This window comes from bacterium, from assembly GCA_037131655.1.
Classification (GTDB): Bacteria; Armatimonadota; Fimbriimonadia; order Fimbriimonadales; family JBAXQP01; genus JBAXQP01.
This window is the reverse complement of sequence record JBAXQP010000398.1, coordinates 1-2,078: the sequence shown is the minus strand read 5'-3', so window position 1 is coordinate 2,078 and position 2,078 is coordinate 1. Positions and strand designations below refer to the sequence as shown.

The 2,078-nt window shown below is 43.3% G+C and carries 2 protein-coding genes; both read right to left on the bottom strand.

Translation table 11 applies throughout. The annotated features are described in order from the left end of the window. Window positions 1-437: 437 nt before the first annotated feature. Window positions 438-1,592: a glycosyltransferase gene (locus WCO51_12905; GenBank protein ID MEI6514153.1), complete on the bottom strand. Its 1,155-nt coding sequence runs from the start codon at window positions 1,590-1,592 to the stop codon at window positions 438-440. Between the two features lie 98 nt (window positions 1,593-1,690). Beyond that, window positions 1,691-2,078: hypothetical protein (locus tag WCO51_12900; GenBank protein ID MEI6514152.1), on the bottom strand; the 388-nt coding region annotated here is incomplete at its 5' end.

Sequence of the window (2,078 nt, the reverse complement as noted above, 5' to 3'; positions counted from 1 at the left end):
TCGAAAAAACCAATAGAGCATATTCTTATTAATATATTAGCATCTGTGCGCTCTTGACATCTATTCAATGAGAAGTTACACACTAGCTGGCTGGCTTTTATTTAGCCATCTTTCATGCAGTGGACTAAAGCTTATTAGTATCCGTTTTTTAGGTTCAGGGGAGTAATAGGGAAGTTTGTGGATATACGCTTATAAAATCAACAACGCTTCGCCCTGAACTACTCCGGCAAAACTGAAGACATCAGCGAAGCCGGAGTAGTTGTAAAGCAGAAAGCCGAAATTACGGAGCCTTAGCACAACTGAAACCGAAGTAGGTGTCACGGTACGACGGATCGCGGAAGAGGCGGTAGGCGCAGCGGAAGTAAACGATGAAGCCGTAGTGCCATGAACCCGCCAGGGAATTATGAGAGGGCTTATGAATACATATTACGTTCTCCTTACTTCTTTCCGTTTTCAGCTTCGACTTTTTCAAGATAATTTACTAGGCCTTTGGCTCGTTCTGCCCAACTATTATTTCTTGCCAACTCTATTCGGTTGTGAACCTCTATAGACTTATCTTCAGATAAAGCTTGCTCGATGCATTTGACAAAGCCATCGGGGTCGTTTGCGACCAGAACTGCATCCCCAACCGATTCCAGGAAAGGCAGATCTGTCGAGACTACTGGTACGCCGACAGCCATATATTCATAGAGTTTGAGAGGGAAGACGCCTTCAGTATAGGCGTTATGAACATAGGGGATGAGGCCGACATCAAACGCTCTGATATACCGCGGAAGGTCTTCATAGGATCGGAACCCAATATAATGAATATTCGGCAGTCTAGGAATTTCAGATTCGCTGGTTGAATCGCAGATACCCACATCGCCGATCAAGACAAAACTCCAGTCAGGCCGCAAAGTCGCTATGGATGACAATAGTTTAAAGTCAAACTTATAGCGATCTAGCGCTCCGGCAAAACCGATGATCGGCTGAGGGAGATCGTTCAGAACATCGGGATAGGCGCTAAAGGCAGCATTAAAATGGGTGAAGTTGACGGCATTGGGCATCAAAAGGACGTGCTTATTGAGATATTTCTTTGCTCTAAACAAAGCAGGATTACTTGGAAAGACTGCTTCAGCAGACCTTGCCAATTTTTCATCGATACTTATAGTGTATTCTTTGGTATCGGCATTACCTGGCATTGCGGCATAATCATCAATCGGGCGGTAAATAAAAGGAATCCCTGGAAGCCATTTTAAAAGCCTTTCTTCAGAAGGTGCAAATAAGATGGCGAAATAGTCATCCGGGAAACCAAGCTGCTTCATAGCTTTGTGGGCGAGTTTGCTGGCATGTTTATTGAACCAATTATTCAACCAGGATAGTTTGCGTGGAAGAGGCGGTCGAATGGTAAGTAGGCATAGGTTTTTATGTTTCATGCTCATTTCCAAGCGGTTCCATTTCCACGGTTGCAGGGTTAGACCTTTATCCCAAAGGGAGGATTCTATCATCAAGACTTTATGCCCCAACTCGGCTAAAGCCATGGGAAGGTGAAGCGGATTTGTAGGAACCTTTCTATCCCATACCCCGACAGTGACAAAATGATGATTTTTCATGCGCCTCTCCGTAAGCCGAAATAGCCTTTTAAATTGCTGAGAGCATATCGGCTTGAAGCTATTCTACCTATCCTCTTCAGGAGTGTCAACTTTCAGGTTCAGTCGATAAGAGTTGTGCTAATTAACGAGCGAGGAACAAATATTTTAATAATGTTTCCTAATCGTCTGCTGATTTTTCCTGCCATCTCGACATCCTCATCATTAAAGGGTTTTAGCGCCCACAGCAGGACGAGAAATACAATTAAGAACACAAATGTTGCAGGGACCAGTGAAAGGATTTTAACTGAATGAAAAGGTATTGTGGGCAATGTTGCAATGGTGGAAGCTAATAGAATTTTAAAAGTATAGATAGTAGGGAATTTAATACTATAAATTCTCTTAACAGCAGAAAACCCAAGTGCAGAAGTAAGGATGCTCCCAAGTCCCATAGCAAAAGCGACAGCGTATAACTCATAACCATATGGTTTGGCTAGAGGTACAAGTGTA